Consider the following 20,439-nt stretch of genomic DNA (forward strand, 5'->3'; position numbering starts at 1 on the left):
TATGACTTCATCATCTTTTTGGGATAAGAAAAAAGTATTTATTACGGGACATACTGGCTTTAAAGGCTCTTGGCTCACCCTTTTTTTAACCTCATTAGGTGCAGAAGTAATCGGTTACTCTTCTCATCTTCCATCCATTCCTAACCTTTTTGAACAATGTAACGTAGCAAAAGAATGCATGACAATTAAGGGCGATATTACAGATTACGATTCTTTATTCCTTGCCCTAAAACAACATAACCCAGACATACTATTTCATTTAGCAGCCCAGCCAATCGTCACCACTTCCTATAAAAATCCTATCGAAACATTTAAAACGAATGTTTTAGGAACTGTTCACGTATTAGAAGCCGCAAAACATATAGAAAGCATACGCAGCATCATTAATGTTACAAGTGATAAATGTTATGAAAATGACGGGAGCGGTAATCGGGCATTTGTGGAAAGTGACCGGCTAGGAGGTTTCGATCCTTATAGTGCTAGTAAAGCTTGCGCTGAACTAGTTGCAACATCCTATCAAAAATCATTCTTCCGCACTCATACTCAGAAACTTGCCTCAGTAAGAGCAGGTAACGTCATCGGTGGTGGCGATTGGGCAGAAGACCGATTATTTCCAGATATTATTCGAGCGTATTTACAACATGATACATTAACTATTAGAAACAAAAACGCTATTCGTCCGTGGCAACACGTATTAGATCCTTTACACGGCTATATTCTTTTAGCTGAGAAGCTTGGGCATGACGCCGAATATGCAGCAGCGTGGAATTTCGGCCCGATAAATGAACCTAACAGAACCGTTCATGATGTTATTCAATCTATAATGAAATTATGGAATCAACCACTAACAATCCTTTCTCCTCATACAAACACTCCTTATGAATCACCTATTTTAACACTTGATAGTACAAAAGCAGTAAATAAACTCGGTTGGACACCTAAGTTATCAACAGACCATTCTATCGCTTGGACTGTTGATTGGTACAAAAAATATGCATCTGGTGAAAATATGGAATCTTTCACGCGACAACAAATCGATGCATTCAAAAATTTATAAGGGGGCTATAAAATGGAACAGAAAAAATGCCGTTTTTGCCACTCATTACTAACAAATACTTTTTTAGATTTAGGAGTTTCCCCTCTCGCTAACTCATTTGTAGCTCCTGAAAATTCATATAAAATGGAACCATTTTATCCGCTGCACACATTTGTTTGTAACTCTTGTTTACTTGTACAATTAGATGAATTTGAATCTCCGCACAATATTTTTCATGACTATTTATACTTCAGTTCTTACTCATCAAGCTGGCTACTACACGCTAAGCAATATGTAGAAATGGCTATAAAGCGTTTTAACTTAACAAACCATTCGAAAGTGATTGAAATCGCGAGTAACGACGGGTACTTATTACAATACTTTCAAAAAGAACATATCGAAACGTTAGGAATTGAACCAGCAAAAAATGTAGCAGAAATCGCTATCCAAAAAGGCATTCCTACTGAAGTAAATTTTTTCAGCAATGATTTAGCAAAAGAGTTACCACAAGCTGATTTAATCATCGCAAATAACGTATTGGCACACGTTCCGAACTTACATGATTTTGTCGCCGGTTTAAAAACGTTATTAAAACAAGATGGCACGATAACAATTGAATTCCCGCACTTATTAAATCTCATATCATGTAAACAGTTTGATACGATCTACCATGAGCACTTCTCCTATTTCTCACTTATAAGTCTTCAAAAAGTTTTAGCTCATCATCATTTACAAATTGTCGATGTAGAAGAACTTGCAACGCACGGTGGTTCCTTGCGTATTTTTATAAACCATCATAATGACTCATCTACTATCCATTCCAATGTTACAAATTTAATCCAAAAAGAAGTAGATCACGGGCTAGATACATTAGATTGCTATCTCCTTTTCTCTAAACACATCGAACAATTGAAAATAAATATTTTAAAGTTTTTTATCGAAGCAAAAGCTTTAAACAAACAAATTATCGGTTACGGTGCTCCTGCTAAAGGAAACACCCTTTTAAATTATTGCGGGATAGGAAAAGAATTTCTAGCTTATACAGTAGATAAAAACCCTCACAAACAAAATCTCCTTCTACCAGGTACCCGCATTCCAATACAACCTCCAGAAGAAATTAAGCGTACAAAACCTGATTACATTCTCATACTTCCTTGGAATTTAAAAGATGAAATTATGAAAGAATGCTCTTTCATTCGTGAATGGGGCGGCAAATTTTTAGTAACGATACCAGAAGTTGAGGTAATTAAGCCATGAAAAAAATCCTTGTAACAGGCGGTAGTGGATGGATTGGTAAATATATTGTATATTCTCTTATACAAAAGGGCTATGAAGTGCACGCCACTTACAATACAAATAAACCTTCTCACCTTTCTTGCCATTGGCATAAAGTAAACTTACTTTGCGATGAAGAAGTAAAAAAACTCATTTACAACATTAAACCTAGTCATCTCATTCATTTAGCTTGGGAAGCAGTGCCGCCAGCGTGCTATGTATCTATTCATAATTACTATTGGCTTACATCCAGTATCTCATTGATTCAACACTTTACAACATGCGGTGGAAAGCGAGTCGTTGTTGCAGGTACTGGCGCAGAGTATGAATGGTTTAACGGCGTACTATTTGAAGATTCACCGCTTCTTTCCTATAAAACCCCGTATTCATTATGTAAAAACGCACTACACTCTTGGCTACAATCATACGCTGAGCAAACAGGCCTCAGCATGTGTTGGGGCCGCATTTTCCATATGTATGGCCCTCACGAACAAGGGAATCGACTCGTTTCTAACATTATCACTTCCTTATTAAAAAATGAGGAAGCACTATGTACACATGGAAAACAATCAAGAGATTTCCTCCATGTGGGGGACGTCGCTGATGCTCTCGTAACAGTATTAGAACACGACGTTACAGGCACAATCAATATCGCTTCTGGTCAATCTGTACAAATTAAAGAATTAGCTTCTATTATTGCTAAAAAGATAGGAAAAGAACATTTAATTAAACTAGGTGCGATCCCTTTCTCTAAAGATGAACCTTTATTCGTCGGCGTTAATGTAGAACGTTTAAAAAATGAAGTAAACTGGAAACCAACATACGATCTAAATACAGGAATTGAAGAAACAATTTTGTGGTGGGAATCATTTATAAAAAAGCATAACGATACGCACCACTAAAACGTAAATCCTTCGCTCCTCTCGCTAAATCTTTATACCATTCTTCTAATTTTTCAGGTGTAATAATATGATGCGTTCCCATTCCCCCATGCTTACTAGCTTCAGAAAGAGTCGGACCAATTTGTAATTTTCGCTTTCTCATCGCATCATTCCACGGACTGAAACCAAACCATGCAATACACGCAAGGGGCGGATAAATCATAGATTCATGCGCAGATAAATGTCTTCCAACCGTATAACTTCCATGTCCATGATTATGAATAAATCTGCCTCTTCTCCATAACGCCCAATCTTCTGGTAAATAGCCGTGAAATCGCTGCTTCATTAAAGGTATTCCAAAATTAAGGTCCGGATAAGTATAGTTAAGGTCATCGACCATAATAAGCCCTTCTAGCCAATACATTCTCCCTCCCAATTCATTTAGTGATTTCCAAAACTGATTTTTATCTTGCACGCAAAGAAACTCAGTCGTATTTAAAATCATTTTCCATCCCTTTACTTCTTGTTCTACCATCATCACTTCATGGTCTGTCGCTAGCGCATCAAATTCCGGGTATGCAGAATCTCGTACTTCCCAATGCGGCGCATATCGCTTACAAATTTCAACTGAACGATCTGTTGAACCTTTATTAATTAAAATACCATGATCAAACAGTTTCGTATGATGCATAAGCCACCACGGTAATAAATATTCTTCATTGTAAAAATGAGAAATAACGGTTGTAGTTATAATAATCTCCTCCTCTTTCTCTATTAATCTACTTTTTCATCCTACTCTTAATATACTTATCAGTTATGTAATTGGTTTCTTTTATTTTAAAAATATGTTTTTCTACCATATACTATGCTTTCTTAGACAACCACCATTTCCATTTTCTAAAGAAACATCACAATAAACTGAAAATTAAGTTATAATATCATTATAAAATATGAAGGAGGAATGCACGTATGTACTACAACACTTCATTCGAAAACGATCAACCTGTAGACCGTCTATAATCTAAGACGGGCATTCATATAACAAGTGCACTATGCCTCGTCTTAGGGAATAAATCATAACCCTAAAAATAGACGGAGGTAATTCAAATGAAACAAACAATTTTAGGAGCTATATGTTTATCACTAGCAGCTAGTATATGGGGCGGTATGTACGTCGTTAGTAAATACGTACTCGACTTTATCCCACCACTGACACTCGTTTGGCTACGCTTTATTATTGCTTTTGTTGTTTTATATGCAATTTTGAAAATAGCTGAGAAAAAGCAAAAGAAAAAAATAACCATTCGCAAAAAAGATTGGCTATTATTCGCTTGGATTGGATTTATCGGATATTTCATTTCGATTACATGTCAATTTATCGGAACAAAACTATCTGACGCTCATACAGGCTCGTTAGTAACATCAGCTACTCCGGCATTTATGGTTATATTTGCAGCGATCATTTTGAAAGAAAAACTAACTACTCGTAGACTTTTCTCAACTATAATAGCGACAATCGGTGTCATTATCGTCATTGGATGGGATATTGAAATTGGCTCCTATTTTATCGGTACAATCATATTAGTCGGGGCCGCTATTACGTGGGCTTTACTATCCATGTATGTGAAGATTGCTTCAGCTCGATTTTCATCTTTAGTGATTACAACGTACGCCATATTCTTTTCACTCTTTTTTATTACACCTTTTATGATATGGGAATTTCAATCAAACCCGATTGAACATATGAACATGTATGTAGTATTAGGCGTACTTTATTTAGGAATCATCTCAACAGCAGGTGCCTTTTTCCTTTGGAATAAAGGATTAGAACTAATGGACGCAAGCATTGGTTCCTTATTTTTCTTCTTCCAACCTATCGTTGGATCGTTACTTGGTTGGCTCTTATTAAATGAGACATTAAATAGTAACTTTTTCATTGGTGGTATTCTTATTATATGTAGCGTTTTCATTACTACTTTTGAAAAGAAATAACAAAACAGGCAGAGATTCTTAATCTCTGCCTGTTTTTATATACTCTTTACGCACCCCAATGCGATGGACGGGACAACAATTTCGGCAATTTCGTATGTTTATCCCCTCTCGCCGCATTAACTTGAACTTGCGTCAGAAAAATACTATTTGTAAAATCGACGCCGCGAATATCTGCATCTCGCAAATCTGCTCCGATGAGATCTGCTCCACGTAAGTCTGCGCCATTTAAGTTAGCAGCAATTAAGTATGCTCCTCTTAAATTCGCCCCTTGCAAATTTTTCTTTTTCAGATTTGCTCCCATAAGGTCTGCTCCGCGGTGAATGATTCGTTTCTTACGCGCAGCATTCATTTCCTTCCAGACTAATTCGCTCGTTTCTAAAAGAAGAATGTTCACTTCCGCTCTGTGTAATGGAACATTTATTTTCATTAACTCATCTGAACTTAAATTTGATAGGCGCTCCGTCTCTTCAATCGCTTTACTTAACTCTTTATGAATCGATTGTGTCGCCTGTAAAAGAATAGCCTCATTCAAATACCACAGTATTTCATGAAGCTGATGCATAATCGGAAAAGCATCATACATTTTTCTCGCATGCTTAGCATCTTTCCGCCAATCAATCCCGTTAAATGTAACTTGAGAAATTTTCTGCCCAGCGCCGAAACATTCAAATACTGTACAACCTTTATAACCTTTTTCTCTAAGATTTTTATGTATGCTACATTTAAAATCTGATTGTAAGTTGGAACATGGTTTACCACCATCTTTATTCACTGCGAAATCTACTGACGCTGCGAACGGTAATGCTACACAGCATAAACCAAAACACTTTTCACAGTCTGCTTTTAAACTATTGTGATTTACATCCTCTTCTACATGAAAATAATCGTTATTATTAGTCAAAATATATACCCCCAGTTGCCTTTCAACTATTCCATAATAATCCAACTATAGTAAATTATCAAATTTAAAATAAACGGGCATATTTCATTTCAAACAACAACATAATCCTTTTATTTCTTTTCAATAAAAAAAGACTTCCACTACACTATCAATTATAATTAAATTAAGAACTTTCAAATAACAAGGAGGATTACTATGGCACTACAAATGAAAACAAATTGTCAAATTTGCGATCAATCGCTCGAGCAAGATTCTGAAGCTTACATTTGCGTGTATGAATGTACATTTTGCGCACCGTGTACAGAAGAAAGACATAACGTTTGTCCAAACTGCGGCGGCGAGTTAGTACGTAGACCGAAAAAGAAACAATAAAAAGCAAAGCGATATCGCTTTGCTTTTTATTGTTTTTGATATATAAATTCTACCGATCACAACTTAAACATTTAAAAATTTAACACAAACAGGCTCTGGGACAACAACATCAGATTGGATAAGCGTTAGCTTACCTGTAGATTCATGTCTTGAAAATAGCACAAGATTATGCGACTTTTCATTTGTAGCAACAAGGAACTTTTCAGTAGGATCTAATACAAAGTCCCTCGGCCAATTTCCTTCTGTAGATGTATGTGCAACAAATGTAAGCTGACCTGAGTTTTGATCCACGCTGAAAATCGCAATACTATTATGACCACGATTACCTGCATATACAAAACGGCCGTCTGATGAAATATGAATCGCACTTCCTTGACTATTTCCATCAAATTCTTCTGGAATGGTAGAAATATACTGTAATTCTGTAAACGTTCCCTCTGCTGGATTATATGTTAACACAATAACCTCTGAACTAAGCTCCGTCATCACATACGCATACTTTCCATTCGGGTGAAAAGTAATATGTCTCGGGCCACTCCCTGGATTTACAGATAAACTATTCACTTCTGTTAATGTACTACCTTTTATATCATACGTAATTAATTTATCTATCCCTAAATCAACACCCACCACATATTTTTCATCAGGAGTATATCCCACGTAATGCGCATGTGGTTTTTCTTGTCTTTCTTTATTCGGACCTGAACCTTTATGCGTCATAATAGATGCGGCAGGATTTACAGTTCCATTTTCTTCATTTACTACGAAAGACTCAATCGTTCCTTTATGATAATTCGCTGTAACTACTGTATGATTTCCACTATCAACACTCACATGACAAGGAGAAGCCCCTTCTACTACTTGTCTGTTTTCTACCTTTAGCTCTCCAGTTTTACTATCAATCGAATAAGCAGCTACACCACCAGATTCGCCTTCCTTAACAACGGAATAGAGATATTCATTATTTCGATTAATCGTTACATATGTAGGGTTATCCAGCTTGGCCGCAAGTGTTACATTACTAATTTTTTTCGCTTCCGTGTCTAACGTAAACTTATATATTCCTTCACTATTTTCTTTCGTGTATGTTCCAACATATCCAATAAACTCTTTGTTATCCTTCATTTTCATAACCCTCTCTCCCTATATTTTTCGTTCATCATACTTCTTAAAATATTTTATGTTGAAAGAGTATCCTAAAAAATCGGAGTACCTCTTTATACGTTACCATATTTTCTTGTTAAATAGCCTTTAAACCCACTTTTTTTGGTACGCCGCTATACTTTCATATTCTTCTTCCAAGTGACGAGACAGACGAATATAGATTGGTGTTAAATCTTTATATTTTTCTACACTTTCCATGTTTGGCTCATGATGAAAATCTGCACCTACCATTTCAGAAACTACGCATAATGTATCTATTTCACCTAAACTATATAAACCGAGGATTGCAGCTCCTAAGCAAGAGCTTTCAAAACTTTCCGGAACATATACATCTTGATGAAAAATATCTGCCATCATCTGTCTCCAAAGTTCCGACCTTGCAAAACCACCTGTCGCTTGAATTTTTTTCGGTTCGCCAATTAGTTCTTTTAACGCAAGAAGAACTGTATACAAGTTATAAATGATTCCCTCTAAAACAGCACGTATCAGATGCTCTTTCTTATGATGTAGCCCAAGCCCAAAGAAAGATCCCCGCGCATTCGCATTCCATAAAGGTGCTCTTTCACCGGCTAAATACGGATGAAATAATAAACCATCAGATCCAGGATTCACTTTTGCTGCTATTTCCGTAAGCACTTCATATGGATCTTTTCCTAAACGCTGCGCATGCTCAACTTCTAACGTACATAATTGATCGCGAACCCACCTAAAAATCATACCACCATTATTAACCGGTCCTCCAATTACCCAAAGATCCTCAGTTAACGCATAACAAAAAGTCCTCCCCTTCGGATCCGTTACAGGCCGATTTGTTACAACTCGCACCGCACCGCTCGTACCAATTGTAATAGCAACTACTCCAGGTTCTATTGCATTTACACCTAAATTCGATAGTACTCCATCACTCGCACCGACTATAAAAGGAGTAGTAACAAGTACATTCATCTCTTTTGCAAGCTCTTCATCTATCCCTCTTAAACTGTGCGTCGTTGGAACAACTGTAGATAGCTTTTCATCTGTAATTCCTGCAACACGCAAGGCTTCTTCATCCCATTTTAAAGATTTCAAATTGAACATTCCTGTTGCTGATGCAATAGAATAATCAATTACATATTCCTTAAATAACTTATAGAAAACATACTCTTTAATAGAGATGAATTTATAGCTCTTTGCAAACAACTCAGCATGTTCATTCTTAAGCCAAACTAATTTCGAAAGTGGTGACATAGGGTGGATTGGTGTTCCAGTACGAAGGTAAATTTCATGACCATTCATATCATTCTTTATTTTTTCTGCCCAGCTTGCGCTTCTATTATCTGCCCAAGTGATACATCTCGTTAACGGCTTCCCTGCTTCGTCTACAGCAATGACACTATGCATTGCCGAACTAAAAGAAACACAAAGAATATCAACTGGCTGCACATTACTTGATTGTATAGTTTCTTTAATCGTATGTATGACCGCTTGAAAAATCTCTTCTGGATCTTGTTCTGCTGTTTCTGGTGCGGGAGAATATAAAGGGTATTCAATCCCATGACTTGTAATAACTGATCCATCAATCGAAAACAAAACTGATTTTGTACTAGTTGTTCCAATATCTACACCGATCATATATTTCGAGCTCACCATGTAACCCCTTTCAAATTATTCCTATAACAAAAGAGCACTCTGATTTTGATTTATACAAAAAAGACTCTCCCTTATGAGAGCTACGTTTTAATAAACTACACTCTCATAAGGGGGTCCTTCTCATAACCATTGTGCTATTCTGAGTTCCTTTTCATATTGCTGCTTTCACGTAATAAGATGCCAAACTCGAGATTAAGTTTATAGGATGAAGTTACATAGAGATTGGCCCTCTCGTGAAAAAGAAATTGGTGAAACTTTACTTCATTATAACTTAGGCGCTTTCGCCCAATCCGCAGCAAACTTTTCAATACCTTGATCTGTTAATGGATGCATAGCAAGTTGTTCAATTACTTTATAAGGAATTGTTGCAATGTGAGCACCTGCCATCGCTACACGCGTTACATGATCTGGGTGTCTAACAGAAGCCGCAATAATTTGTGTATCTAATTGATGAACCTCGAATAATTCAGCAATTTTAGCAACTAATAGTACACCATCTTCAGAAATATCATCTAAACGTCCTAAAAATGGAGAAACGTATGTTGCACCTGCTCGGGCTGCTAAAAGTGCTTGGTTCACAGTGAAAATAAGTGTAACGTTCGTTTTCACACCTTTTTCAGTAAGATAGCGACAAGCTTCTAATCCTGCTAGCGTCATTGGGAGTTTTATCGTGACATTTTTATCTCCACCGTTAATTTTAATTAACTCTTCTGCTTGAGTAATCATTTCTTCAGCAGTAACAGCATCTGGCGTTACTTCTGCCGAAACAGACTCAACTTTAGGTACTGCCTGACAAATTTCTGCGATACGGTCTTCAAACTTAACGCCCTCTTTTGCTACTAAAGAAGGATTCGTTGTAACACCAGCTAAAACTCCAAGTTTATATGCTTTTTTTATGTCCTCAAGATTTGCAGTATCAATAAAAAATTTCATGATTAATTCCCTCCAGTTTTTAAACGTTGATGAGTTACATGTTTAATATGCTTATCCCGCTATTTGCCGGGCAGTAAGCCCCCGATTGGTTCAACTAATAATCAGTGTGGGGTGAAGCCCCCACTGATTACAGTTTCACTTTATTTCTTTTCTACTGCATGTCCGCCAAATTCATTGCGCAGAGCTGCTACTACTTTTCCTGTAAATGTATCATTGTCTAATGAGCGGTAGCGCATTAATAGAGACATTGCGATAACAGGAGTTGCTGTTTGAAGGTCTAATGCTGTTTCTACTGTCCATTTCCCTTCACCAGAAGAATGCATAACTCCCTTAATTTCATCCAGTTTCGCATCTTTAGAAAATGCATTTTCAGTTAATTCCATTAACCATGAACGGATTACTGAACCGTTATTCCATACTCTTGATACTTTTTCATAATCGTAGTCAAATTCACTTTTCTCTAGGATCTCAAACCCTTCACCAATAGCAGCCATCATGCCGTATTCAATTCCGTTGTGAACCATTTTTAAGAAGTGACCACTACCAGCTTTTCCAGCGTATAAGTATCCATTTTCTACAGCTGTATCACGGAAGATAGGTTCAACGATGTCCCAAGCTTCTTGATCTCCTCCGATCATGTAACAAGCACCATTACGAGCGCCTTCCATTCCGCCAGAAGTTCCTGCATCCATAAAGTGAATACCATCTTTCTTTAGTTGCTCATATCGGCGGATAGACTCTTTATAATGTGAATTACCCGCTTCAATTAAAATATCTCCTTTTGATAAAAGTGGTGTAACCTCATCAATAACAGAATCAACAACAGCGTGTGGTACCATAACCCAAAGAATTCTTGGTGATTGTAATGACTGAACAAGTTCACTTAAACTAGATGTACCTGTAGCCCCGTACTCTTTCATTTCTTCTACTGCGCTCGTATTTAAATCAAACGCTGCTACTTCATGCTTATGATCCATTAAATTCTTCCCTAAATTTAATCCCATTTTACCTAAACCAATTAATCCTACTTGCATAATATAATTCCTCCTCAAATCATCTTTTATTAAAAATTCAATACACTACGATTTTGAATACCTTTCAGTATCGATAAATCCAGAAAGGTATTCACAGTCATAGCTTAAGAATTCAGTACACTTTTTGTAATCTGAACAACATTTTCTGTCGTAAATCCAAATAGATTCATGACTTCAGCTCCAGTTCCTGAAGCTCCAAATGTTTCAATCGATAATATTTTTCCTTCTTGTCCTACATAACGCTCCCATCCAAGAGATACACCCATCTCAAGCGATACTCGTTTCGTTACAGAAGACGGAAGAACAGATTCTTTATATTCTTTCGATTGGCGATCGAATAATTCCCAGCTCGGCATTGCAACGATGCGAACAGAAACTTGTTCTTCTTCTAGTTTCTGTTTTGCACTAGCAGCTAAGGATACTTCTGAACCTGTCGCAATTAAAATCACATCCGGATTTTCATTTGTTTGCGTTAGTACATAAGCTCCTTTAGAAAGATTTTCTATGTTTACTTTCGTTTCATTAAACACCGGTAGATTTTGACGACTAAGTACTAAAACAACTGGACCATCCGTTTGCTGTAATGCATACGCCCACGCGCTCGCTGTTTCATTTGCATCTGACGGGCGGATAACTGTTAAACCAGGAATTGCCCGAAGAGCTGCCAAGTGCTCGATTGGTTCATGCGTTGGACCATCTTCTCCTACAGCGATCGAATCATGTGTGAATACGTACGTTACAGGTAACTTTTGCAACGCAGCGAGTCGAATAGATGGACGAAGGTAATCATTAAATACAAAGAATGTACTTACAAAAGGTTTTACTCCTCCATGAAGAGCCAGTCCATTCGCTGCCGCTCCCATTGCATGTTCACGTACACCGAAGTATATATTTCGGCCAGCATACGATTCTACTGCATACACTGCTTCACCTTTTATATCTGTCATCGTAGAATGAGAAAGATCCGCACTTCCACCGAAAATAGAAGGAATCGTTTTCACATAATGATTAATAGCTTCCCCACTTGCAACACGAGTGGAAATCGTTTTTTCAGTATCAAAGGATAGAATGTCTTTCGCTTCGATTAAAACCTCACCTGTAATCGCTTTTTCTAATTCATCTGCTAGTGCAGAATTCGATTCTCTGTATAAATTGAAATGCTCATTCCATTCGTTCTCTTTTTCAATACCTTTTTGTTTCAAATCATTAAAATGAGCTGTTACTTCTTCAGGCACAAAGAAGTCTTCCTCATAATGCCAACCATACACTTGTTTTGTCGCTGTTGCTTCTTCTACTCCAAGCGGGTTACCATGTGCTTTGTTCGTTCCAGCAACTTTTGGACTTCCATAACCTATAATGGTTCTAATTTCTATAAGAGTAGGTTGATCCGTATTGTCTTTCGCTAATTGAATAGCTTTTGTAATAGCCTCAACATCGTTTCCATCCTCAACTCTTACATATTGCCAATGTGCAGATTCTACCCTTTTCTGAATATCTTCAGAAAAAGCAATGTTTAATTCACCATCAAGTGAAATTTCATTTGAATCATACAGTACAATTAACTTGCCAAGTTTCATATGCCCTGCCATCGACATCGCTTCATAAGCGACACCCTCCATTAAGTCACCGTCTCCAACTAAAGCGTACGTATTATGATCTATAATAGAGTGACTATCCTTATTGAACTTCGCTGCTAAATGCGCTTCTGCCATTGCCATTCCGACAGCATTTGCAATCCCTTGTCCTAACGGTCCTGTAGTCGCTTCAACTCCAGAAGTATGACCAAACTCAGGATGTCCTGGTGTTTTACTATTTAACTTTCTGAAGCTTTTCAAGTCATCAATTGAAACGTCATATCCAGCTAAATGAAGTAAGCTATATAGTAGGCTCGATCCGTGTCCCGCTGATAAAACGAATCGATCACGGTTAAACCATTTTGGATGATTAGGATTATGATTTAAATGATTCGCCCATAATGCATAAGCCATCGGTGCTGCTCCCATCGGAAGACCTGGATGACCTGAATTTGCCGCATTAATAGCATCAATTGATAACGTACGAAGTGTATTCACTGCTAATTGATTTATGTTTTGTGTCATAGTAATCGTCCCCCTAAGTACTTTCATGAAAGTACTTATTTTTCCGTTTCTTGATCTAACCACCATTTAAATCCACTTTCTTGCAATAATTCATTCGACGCATCTGGACCATATGAACCAGATTCATATTCATGAAGTGGTAATAAGTTCTCCTCGAATGCTTCAAGAATTGGTTGTACCCATTCCCATGACAATTCAACTTCTCTCCAGTGTGCAAAGAATGTAGCGTCTCCACTCACAGCATCATGAATGAGTCTTTCATACGCTTCAGGTACTCCCACATCCGCTTGCTCGCAAGTAAAGTTAATACGCATCGGTTCAATCTCTCCATTTTTCAATGGATTTTTACTATTTAACTGTAATGAAACATTTTCACCTGGGCTAATTTCAATTATTAATAAGTTAGGTTCTGCATTTGGGTTATTATCTTGATATTGCTGTTTTAACGTATTTTTAAATTCGATTACAATACGAGTAGACTTTTCTTTCATTCTTTTACCTGTTCGTATATAGAAGGGAACATCAGTCCAAAATGGATTATCGATCCACAAGCGAGCAGTAACAAATGTGTCTATGTTAGAAGCAGGATTTACTCCAGGCTCCTCTTTATACGCTACAACTTGCCCACCTTTTATCTCTCCTGAAGAGTATTGACCGCGAATGATATGCTTCTGAACGTCTTCTTTTTTCACTTTACGAAGCGTCTCCATTACCTTTCGCTTTTCCTCTCGAATTTCACATGCGTTAATTTTTTCCGGCAGATTCATAGCAGTCATCATTAATATTTGTAACATGTGATTTTGAACCATATCACGAATGGCTCCGGCGTGATCATAATATCCGGCTCTTTCTTCAACCCCAACCGTTTCACTTGCTGTGATTTGTACATTTGCTATATGTTCTTTGTTCCAAATCGATTGGAGAACAGGATTTGCAAATTCTAGTGCTTCAAGGTTTTGAATCATCGGTTTACCCAAATAATGATCAATACGGTATATCTCGTCTTCTTCAAACGTGCGACTAAGCTTATCATTAAGCTCACGAGCAGATGTAAGGTCGTGCCCAAACGGTTTCTCAATCATTAGGCGTTTCCATCCATCCGTTTTATCAAGTCCGCTTTCCTTAATATTTAAAGCAATGGTCTCGAAAAATTCAGGTGCAACGGAAAGATAGAACATTCTATTACCTTTTATATGTAGTTCCTCTTCCCTTTCACGAACGACTTGTAATAACCTCTCATAGTCTTCCGGCTTACTCACATCTAATGGACAATAACGAAAATTATCTAAAAAACCTTCGAGCTCTGGAGTACCTTCTTCTCTATGACGGGAAAACGTCTCTATTGATTCTTGTATTCTTTTTTGAAAATCTATATGAGATACTTCACGTCTTCCAAGCCCAATAACGGATATTTGCTTTGGAAGCTTTTGATCTCTATATAAGTTATATAGTGCGGGGTAAATTTTGCGTTTCGCTAAGTCCCCTGTCGCTCCAAATAAAACAAAGGTCATTGATTCCAATTTTAGTCCCCCTCTTGTTGTATAATCCTGGTCAATATATTAGAAATGAATTGTACAGAAGCCCATGTTTTATAAAAAACAAAGAGTTATCAAATTCCAATTCTTTTTTATACCTTTCGCTTTCTAATTGTCCCCAATATTAATAGTGCCAATTCAAAGCATTTCTACTACAACTTACTTATTTATCGAACTTAACAAACTAATATATATCAAATTACTTTTAGTAATCAAATAACCTTACGTCTAGTATATTAACTATATAAATTACTATCGTCAATAAAAATGTCTCGAAATAAAGATTCTTTATTTCACAATATTTTTTTTGTGTATTCCTAGTTACCATTCATTTTCAAAGATAATGATCAATACAATAAATATCAGCTTTATAAAAACTTTTAATTACCTTCGTATTTAACTCACGAGCAGATTTTACATTATGACCAAAAGGCTTTTCTATAATGAGACGGTTCAATCCTTTTGTAGCCCACAATCCACTCTCTTTAATATTTAAAGCAATCACATCAAATACTTCTGGTACAACAGATAGATAAAACATACGGTTTTCAGGAATTTTTAATTCTGTTTCACGCTTTTTTACTAGGCTCAGTAAATCTTGATAGCCCACTATATTCGCTGTATCTAATTGACAATAACGAAATGTGCTAATAAATTCTTCTACTCCTGATTCGTCATCAGTAGATATTCTAGAAAATGTAGCAAGGGATTGTTCTACCTTTGTTTGAAATTCCACATCTGACATTACCTTTCTGCCAATACCGATAATCGAAATAGATTGTGGTATATTTTGATTACTAAATAGTTTATATAAAGCAGGATAAATTTTGCGTTTCGCTAAATCTCCTGTCGCTCCGAATAAAAGAAATGTCATTGAATCCATTTGTTCTCTCCCTTTTAAAACAATTGCTAGAATAGAATATATAAGCTCATTCGCTACTTAGCACAATACTGTCTCTACAACCTCATACTTTACCAATGTTTCTTCAATACAATTTTGCCAAGAGCACGTTCTGACTCACTTATGTGGTGTGCTTTTTTTACGCCTTCTACATGTAAAGGCAACACATGCGTTACAACAGGTTTAATCTTCCCGCCCTCAATTAATTCTGTAATAAGAGAAAGTTCATATCCATTAGGTTCAGTAAATATATGGTCACTCTCAATATTTTTCTCTCTTGATATTTCAGTTTGTGGAATTTCCATACCTTTCGGACCATAAATAGACGCTAACTTTCCATTTTGTGCAAGCACTTTATAACTATCCTTTAGTACATCCCCGCCTAACACATCAAATACAATATTGTAATTATGCAGAAGTAAAGAAAAGTCTTCTGTTTTGTAATCAATGACAGTATCAGCGCCTAGATCCTTTACAAACTGCATGTTTTTCGTACTAGTCGTAGTTGCAACATGTGCACCTAAACTTTTCGCTAGCTGAATAGCAAACGTGCCAATCCCGCCAGATCCAGCATGAATTAAAACCTTATTACCTTTTTGAACATTTGCGAACTTCACTAAACTTTGCCAACTTGTCAAACCTACTAGAGGGGTTGATGCTGCTTCCTCAAAAGATAGATTTCTCGGTTTTTTCGCCACATACTTCTCATCTACAGCCACGTACTCTGCATAAGTACCATTTCGTTCAATATCTGGACGACTATATACTTCATCCCCCACTTTACATGCTGTTACGTTTTTCCCTATATCAGCAACTACCCCTGCAACATCCCATCCTAAAACGAGCGGGAAGTTATAAGAAATTACGTCTTGAAGTAAACCTTCACGTATTTTCCAATCCACGGGATTTACACCAGCTGCATATACTTCAATCAGTACATCATTGTCTCCCAATAGCGGTGTCTGCATTTCAATCTCTTGTAGTACACTTTTATCTCCATATTGCATAAGTCCTATCGCTTTCATTCTTTTCACTCCTTTACAATGCTGGGAAATGAGGTAGTACTTCTTCTCCTAGCTCATCCAATACTTCGTCAGCTGGACGTTGACCATCAAATAAAGCAAGGAATAAATGATTCACACCAATACTTCGATATATATCAAGCAATTCAATTAGCGCCTTACGCCCTGTACGGTAACCTAAACGTATCGGTGTAGGACGTTCATTTGGATCTTCAGATAAGTCTAAATGCATCGGTTGTATAAATGGTTTGAATACATCTGGATGATAATCTTCTACTCGTTCTCTCCATTGTCCAATTGCTGCAGCCTGATGTACTGGACTACGTGGATAATACATCCATCCATCTCCATGTTCAGCGAACCAGTCCATATTTTGCTGACTAAAACCTGTAATAAAGGTTGGAATACGTTTTGACGGTTTTGGAACTAAATTCGCTCCATTCACTTCTCCTAGTGTCGACTGGATAGATGGAAAGTTTTTATACAAAATCTCTTCCAAGTAAGCAAACGCTTCTCTAAACTTTTCACCTCTTGTTTCATGACTAACACCTAACGCTTTAAAATCAGCGCGTCGGTCACCGGATGAAACGCCGAGCATAATTCTTTCTGGAAACAGTTGATCTAATGTCGCAATTTCCTTCGCCACACGCAATGGATGGCGAAGCGATAATACAGTTGCCGACGTTCCGAATGCGATTTTCTCTGTTTTACTTGCTAAATACGTTAAATAAATCATCATATCGTAAATTTGACCTGTTGCAGGATCGCCAAAGTCAGGGTCTTGTAGCAATACATCGCGAAGCCATACGCCTGTAAAACCATATTGTTCTGCTTTTTGCACTAACTCTACTTGTTTTTCCATCGTTGGCGCATGAAACTGATAATTTTCAATCGGAATGTGAACTCCTAATGTAAGTTGATCTTTCGCAAACATACGATTATATCCAAAATGATTCGCAAACTTTTCCATGTGTTTCACTCACTTTCCTTCATTCATATCAATCTATAGTTTTCTTTACTTTTCATATTTCTTCTCAAAATTCATGAGCAATACTGTAACACCACATTGTTGCCGATTGTAATCGTTATAACTTTCTTTGTGCTACGAGTGTTATTATAAATCGGTCATAACATGAATAACAGTACGTACTTTAAAGTGATGTAGGCACTTTTAAGTACCTATACTAAGTGAGTAATAATAAAGTGAAACTTTAATCAGTGGGAGTTTTGTTCATCCCCCCACTGATTATTAGCCCTCACCAATCGGGCTTTTACGGGCAGCCCGACCCCCACCTAACTTCTTTGCTTCCGCTGAATTTTGAGGTGGGAGTCTTACTGCCCGGCGAATAGCGGGATAAACGTAATTACTAAATCATGCTGCAAAAATAACATCTATCCTTTCTTCAAAAAGCTTTACAATTGCTTTTACAAGTACGTTATATTAGTTCACGTACTTTCCCCTTCTTTATATAAAATTCTCACTAACAAAATTCAAAATATTATACTTATTTTCCGTACTTTGCTATGCTATAACCACAAACAGGAGGTATACACAATGAAAGCACAAATTATCCATTCTTTTGGGGATTCATCTGTATTTCAATTAGAAGAAGTTTCAAAACCGAAACTTTTACCAGGTCATGTTCTAATCCATGTAAAAGCAACAAGTGTAAATCCAATCGATACAAAAATGCGTAGTGGTGCCGTTTCAGCAGTCGCTCCTGAGTTTCCAGCTATATTACACGGAGATGTAGCTGGTATTGTCATTGAAGTAGGAGAAGGTGTTTCGAAATTCAAATCTGGGGATGAAATATACGGATGTGCCGGAGGTTTTAAAGAAACTGGTGGTGCACTTGCAGAATTTATGCTTGCTGATGCACGACTGATTGCTCACAAACCTAACAATTTAACAATGGAAGAAGCAGCTGTCTTGCCATTAGTTGCAATTACAGCTTGGGAATCTTTATTTGATCGTGCAAATATTAAACCGGGTCAAAATGTTCTCATTCATGGAGCTACTGGTGGTGTAGGACACGTAGCCATCCAATTAGCTAAATGGGCAGGTGCTAAAGTTTTCACAACAGCTTCTCAGCAAAACAAAATGGAAATAGCCCATCGTCTAGGAGCCGATATAGCTATTAATTATAAAGAAGAATCTGTTCAAGAATATGTGCAAAAACATACGAATGGAAACGGATTTGAAGTTATATTTGATACGGTAGGTGGCAAAAATCTCGATCATTCTTTTGAAGCTGCTGCAGTCAATGGAACTGTCGTAACAATTGCAGCTCGTTCAACCCATGACCTCTCTCCTTTACACGCAAAAGGACTTACTCTGCACGTTACTTTTATGGCGTTAAAAATATTACATACAGATAAACGTGGCGCTTGCGGGGAAATTTTAACTAAACTAACGCAAATAGTAGAAGAAGGAAAACTTCGTCCATTGCTAGATTCGAAAACTTTTACTTTTGATGAAGTTGCACAAGCACATGAGTATTTGGAGTCGAATAAAGCAATAGGTAAAATAGTTTTGAAAAACGTTTGGTGACTTTCACTAAATAATACAAATAACAAATGTTTTTTGTAGGAAAATAACAGCGGGATCGCTTCGCCTTATCTTTTTCTTAAGAAATGCCACAACGCTAAAATCTTCCATCCTTTACAACAAGTAAACAAATAACAGCCGAATTTTTCTTATAGTAGAAAATCCGGCTGTTTTCATGTCGCAATTTGCTTTTTGTATATTTCTGTTAACTAGTAAAATACAACTTATTTGTCTTACCATCTTTACCTTCTACAGAATACTATGTTGTTTTTAATTTATTAAAATACACTACGTACTAATCCCCCGTCTATTCGCAACGCAGAACCATTAATCGCTGAAGAAAGTGGGCTACTTAAGAAAGTGACAAGATTGGCGATTTCTTCTGGTCGAATAAGTCTTTGAATAATAGAGGTTGGTCGATTCTCTTTCATAAATCGCTTCTCAGCTTCTTCTATTGTCAATTGCTCATTAGGATAAAGACTATTTAACATAGTCTCCACTCCTTCCGTTAAAGTCGAACCAGGCATGATAGTATTAACAGTCACATTCGTTCCTGTCGTCAGCTCAGCTAAACTGCGAGAAAGTGAGAGCTGCATCGTTTTAGTCGCACTATAATGAGCCATTTCTTGAGATGGCATAATAGCTGCTTCGCTAGCAATAAAGATAACTCTTCCTTCTTTTCTTTCAATCATTTTTTTCAAGTACGAGCGAGTAAGTCGAACACCACTCATAATATTGACTTCAAACAATTTAAACCAATCTTCATCAGGGATATCAAAATATTCTACAGGTTCAAAAATTCCTAAGTTGTTAATAAGAATGTCTACTTCAGGGTACTTTTCAATCACATGTTGGCACCCTTGTTCTGTTCCTAAATCAGCTACTACGGGTTGAAGGATAGCATCCGGATATTGTGCTCGAATTTCTTTTATCGTTTGATTAACATTTTCTTCACGGCGTCCATTAATAAGTACAGTAGCGCCTTCCGCTACTAATGAAGTGGCAATTGCTTTTCCAATCCCTGCCGTAGATCCAGTAACCAGTGCTGTTTTTCCTTTTAATTGCATATGCATATAGATCCCTCCAAATTCATGTGCTACATGATTGACTTACGTTG

The 20,439-nt window shown here is 37.0% G+C and carries 18 protein-coding genes; 6 read left to right on the forward strand and 12 right to left on the reverse strand.

The window, feature by feature from the left end; all coding sequences use genetic code 11:
- Position 1 precedes the first annotated feature (1 nt).
- Genes rfbG through KZZ19_RS16210 form a run of 3 tightly spaced genes read left to right on the forward strand, consistent with a single transcriptional unit; the run spans position 2 to position 3,213 of the window.
- Positions 2-1,057: a CDP-glucose 4,6-dehydratase gene (gene rfbG / locus KZZ19_RS16200; RefSeq protein ID WP_237980818.1), complete on the forward strand. Its 1,056-nt coding sequence runs from the start codon at positions 2-4 to the stop codon at positions 1,055-1,057.
- 12 nt (positions 1,058-1,069) lie between these two features.
- Positions 1,070-2,293 (forward strand): class I SAM-dependent methyltransferase, encoded by a 1,224-nt coding sequence (locus KZZ19_RS16205; RefSeq protein ID WP_237980817.1) that lies wholly within the window; start codon positions 1,070-1,072, stop codon positions 2,291-2,293.
- Entirely contained in the window at positions 2,290-3,213 is a 924-nt protein-coding gene (locus tag KZZ19_RS16210; RefSeq protein WP_237980816.1) for an NAD-dependent epimerase/dehydratase family protein, read from the forward strand. Before KZZ19_RS16205 ends, KZZ19_RS16210 begins: the two co-directional genes overlap by 4 nt.
- On the opposite strand, the gene KZZ19_RS16215 is transcribed toward KZZ19_RS16210, so the two are convergent.
- Positions 3,182-3,967 carry a glycosyltransferase family 2 protein gene (locus KZZ19_RS16215; RefSeq protein WP_237980905.1) on the reverse strand — a complete coding sequence of 262 codons (786 nt, stop codon included), beginning with the start codon at positions 3,965-3,967 and terminating at the stop codon, positions 3,182-3,184. The two genes, KZZ19_RS16210 and KZZ19_RS16215, sit on opposite strands and share 32 nt — an antisense overlap.
- Before the next feature lie 332 nt (positions 3,968-4,299).
- Between KZZ19_RS16215 and KZZ19_RS16220 the strand changes: the two genes are divergently transcribed.
- Positions 4,300-5,184 carry a DMT family transporter gene (locus KZZ19_RS16220; protein WP_237980815.1) on the forward strand — a complete coding sequence of 295 codons (885 nt, stop codon included), beginning with the start codon at positions 4,300-4,302 and terminating at the stop codon, positions 5,182-5,184.
- Positions 5,185-5,230: 46 nt separating this feature from the next.
- Here the strand turns inward: KZZ19_RS16220 and KZZ19_RS16225 are convergent, their stop codons facing one another.
- Positions 5,231-6,085 (reverse strand): pentapeptide repeat-containing protein, encoded by an 855-nt coding sequence (locus tag KZZ19_RS16225; RefSeq protein ID WP_237980814.1) that lies wholly within the window; start codon positions 6,083-6,085, stop codon positions 5,231-5,233.
- A 195-nt stretch (positions 6,086-6,280) separates the two neighbouring features.
- Between KZZ19_RS16225 and KZZ19_RS16230 the strand changes: the two genes are divergently transcribed.
- Entirely contained in the window at positions 6,281-6,457 is a 177-nt protein-coding gene (locus KZZ19_RS16230; protein WP_001207874.1) for a DUF1272 domain-containing protein, read from the forward strand.
- A 63-nt stretch (positions 6,458-6,520) separates the two neighbouring features.
- Here KZZ19_RS16230 and KZZ19_RS16235 read toward each other — a convergent pair whose 3' ends face one another.
- The 9 genes from KZZ19_RS16235 to KZZ19_RS16275 all read right to left on the reverse strand — a co-directional run bounded on the left by KZZ19_RS16235 (position 6,521) and on the right by KZZ19_RS16275 (position 17,744).
- Entirely contained in the window at positions 6,521-7,588 is a 1,068-nt protein-coding gene (locus tag KZZ19_RS16235) for a lactonase family protein (protein ID WP_237980813.1), read from the reverse strand.
- 120 nt (positions 7,589-7,708) lie between these two features.
- Positions 7,709-9,250 (reverse strand): gluconokinase, encoded by a 1,542-nt coding sequence (gene gntK, locus KZZ19_RS16240; RefSeq protein WP_226545146.1) that lies wholly within the window; start codon positions 9,248-9,250, stop codon positions 7,709-7,711.
- A gap of 264 nt (positions 9,251-9,514) precedes the next feature.
- Positions 9,515-10,183, reverse strand: coding sequence for a fructose-6-phosphate aldolase (gene fsa, locus KZZ19_RS16245; RefSeq protein ID WP_088097101.1), 669 nt, complete (start codon positions 10,181-10,183; stop codon positions 9,515-9,517).
- A 140-nt stretch (positions 10,184-10,323) separates the two neighbouring features.
- On the reverse strand, positions 10,324-11,217 hold the full coding sequence (gnd, locus tag KZZ19_RS16250) for a phosphogluconate dehydrogenase (NAD(+)-dependent, decarboxylating) (RefSeq protein WP_048525136.1): 894 nt from the start codon (positions 11,215-11,217) through the stop codon (positions 10,324-10,326).
- A gap of 104 nt (positions 11,218-11,321) precedes the next feature.
- Positions 11,322-13,316, reverse strand: coding sequence for a transketolase (gene tkt, locus KZZ19_RS16255; protein WP_226545144.1), 1,995 nt, complete (start codon positions 13,314-13,316; stop codon positions 11,322-11,324).
- 35 nt (positions 13,317-13,351) lie between these two features.
- Positions 13,352-14,836: a glucose-6-phosphate dehydrogenase gene (gene zwf, locus KZZ19_RS16260; RefSeq protein WP_098343950.1), complete on the reverse strand. Its 1,485-nt coding sequence runs from the start codon at positions 14,834-14,836 to the stop codon at positions 13,352-13,354.
- A 349-nt stretch (positions 14,837-15,185) separates the two neighbouring features.
- A complete protein-coding gene (locus KZZ19_RS16265; RefSeq protein WP_237980812.1) occupies positions 15,186-15,734 on the reverse strand; it encodes a glucose-6-phosphate dehydrogenase in 549 nt (182 codons plus the stop codon).
- 89 nt (positions 15,735-15,823) lie between these two features.
- A complete protein-coding gene (locus tag KZZ19_RS16270) occupies positions 15,824-16,777 on the reverse strand; it encodes an NADP-dependent oxidoreductase (RefSeq protein WP_237980811.1) in 954 nt (317 codons plus the stop codon).
- A gap of 13 nt (positions 16,778-16,790) precedes the next feature.
- Positions 16,791-17,744: an LLM class oxidoreductase gene (locus tag KZZ19_RS16275; RefSeq protein ID WP_237980810.1), complete on the reverse strand. Its 954-nt coding sequence runs from the start codon at positions 17,742-17,744 to the stop codon at positions 16,791-16,793.
- A gap of 585 nt (positions 17,745-18,329) precedes the next feature.
- On the opposite strand from KZZ19_RS16275, the gene KZZ19_RS16280 reads away from it, so the two are divergent.
- Positions 18,330-19,325 (forward strand): zinc-dependent alcohol dehydrogenase family protein, encoded by a 996-nt coding sequence (locus KZZ19_RS16280; RefSeq protein ID WP_237980809.1) that lies wholly within the window; start codon positions 18,330-18,332, stop codon positions 19,323-19,325.
- Between the two features lie 275 nt (positions 19,326-19,600).
- Here KZZ19_RS16280 and KZZ19_RS16285 read toward each other — a convergent pair whose 3' ends face one another.
- Entirely contained in the window at positions 19,601-20,395 is a 795-nt protein-coding gene (locus tag KZZ19_RS16285; RefSeq protein ID WP_098343946.1) for an SDR family NAD(P)-dependent oxidoreductase, read from the reverse strand.
- Between the last annotated feature and the right edge of the window lie 44 nt (positions 20,396-20,439).

This window comes from Bacillus thuringiensis, assembly GCF_022095615.2.
GTDB lineage: Bacteria > Bacillota > Bacilli > Bacillales > Bacillaceae_G > Bacillus_A > Bacillus_A cereus_AG.

Excerpts from the sequence above, each read along its gene's own strand:
- KZZ19_RS16235 (WP_237980813.1), bottom strand. The coding sequence starts at position 7,588 with ATGAAAATGAAGGATAACAAAGAGTTTATTGGATATGTTGGAACATAC.
- KZZ19_RS16285 (WP_098343946.1), bottom strand. The coding sequence starts at position 20,395 with ATGCATATGCAATTAAAAGGAAAAACAGCACTGGTTACTGGATCTACG.
- rfbG (WP_237980818.1), top strand. The coding sequence starts at position 2 with ATGACTTCATCATCTTTTTGGGATAAGAAAAAAGTATTTATTACGGGA.
- KZZ19_RS16210 (WP_237980816.1), top strand. The coding sequence starts at position 2,290 with ATGAAAAAAATCCTTGTAACAGGCGGTAGTGGATGGATTGGTAAATAT.
- KZZ19_RS16220 (WP_237980815.1), top strand. The coding sequence starts at position 4,300 with ATGAAACAAACAATTTTAGGAGCTATATGTTTATCACTAGCAGCTAGT.
- tkt (WP_226545144.1), bottom strand. The coding sequence starts at position 13,316 with ATGACACAAAACATAAATCAATTAGCAGTGAATACACTTCGTACGTTA.
- KZZ19_RS16275 (WP_237980810.1), bottom strand. The coding sequence starts at position 17,744 with ATGGAAAAGTTTGCGAATCATTTTGGATATAATCGTATGTTTGCGAAA.
- KZZ19_RS16280 (WP_237980809.1), top strand. The coding sequence starts at position 18,330 with ATGAAAGCACAAATTATCCATTCTTTTGGGGATTCATCTGTATTTCAA.
- gntK (WP_226545146.1), bottom strand. The coding sequence starts at position 9,250 with ATGGTGAGCTCGAAATATATGATCGGTGTAGATATTGGAACAACTAGT.
- KZZ19_RS16230 (WP_001207874.1), top strand. The coding sequence starts at position 6,281 with ATGGCACTACAAATGAAAACAAATTGTCAAATTTGCGATCAATCGCTC.
- fsa (WP_088097101.1), bottom strand. The coding sequence starts at position 10,183 with ATGAAATTTTTTATTGATACTGCAAATCTTGAGGACATAAAAAAAGCA.
- KZZ19_RS16265 (WP_237980812.1), bottom strand. The coding sequence starts at position 15,734 with ATGGATTCAATGACATTTCTTTTATTCGGAGCGACAGGAGATTTAGCG.
- KZZ19_RS16270 (WP_237980811.1), bottom strand. The coding sequence starts at position 16,777 with ATGAAAGCGATAGGACTTATGCAATATGGAGATAAAAGTGTACTACAA.
- gnd (WP_048525136.1), bottom strand. The coding sequence starts at position 11,217 with ATGCAAGTAGGATTAATTGGTTTAGGTAAAATGGGATTAAATTTAGGG.
- KZZ19_RS16205 (WP_237980817.1), top strand. The coding sequence starts at position 1,070 with ATGGAACAGAAAAAATGCCGTTTTTGCCACTCATTACTAACAAATACT.